This is a genomic window from Wolbachia endosymbiont of Tuta absoluta, assembly GCF_059414725.1.
The window spans coordinates 1-540 of record NZ_JBNRJY010000365.1 but is presented as its reverse complement, the minus strand read 5'-3'; the positions used below and the strand labels follow the sequence as shown (position 1 = coordinate 540).

The following is a 540-nucleotide window of genomic DNA, read 5'->3' as shown; positions in this document are numbered from 1 at the left end:
CAAGTCACACAAAATTTAATATACTGGGGATGACGATGATGCATAACAGATAAATAAGTGGGTTTCTATACTAACCTACCTGATGACAAATAGTTTCAAGGCAAGAGAAATACAATGATCGATCTTAAAATATTTGTATTGAAATAAATTTAACTTATATATACTTGCCTGCCCTCTGTTTTAACACAAATATTTGGTGCCAATACAGAGTGAAACTGCCTCATTTCATACTCTGTTTCTTGTTTCCATAATGTTTGAAGACACTACATTGAAAACATTAATACTACTGAATCTATTTACATACTTGATTAAGGGTATATTGTTTGCAAAACAAGATTCGAACCTCAAAACCTAATCGCATTATAGATATACCTATTCTAAAATAGATACTCACAGATCGATCGTTTTTTTATCGTCTCCTATGCCAATTTCTTGATTGATAACGGTAAAGTCTGACCAATCCTTAAAACGAAATCCTATTGCTTTACCTTTTCGTGCCTGAAAAAATGTTATGAGTTCTGTTAGCTGCTCGTTTGACCT

At 32.4% G+C, this 540-nt stretch carries 1 pseudogene; it reads right to left on the bottom strand.

Annotated elements, in window-relative coordinates:
* Positions 1-405 precede the first annotated feature (405 nt).
* A pseudogene (locus ACJ5GX_RS03870) lies at positions 406-540 on the bottom strand (DUF2460 domain-containing protein); the annotation flags it as partial.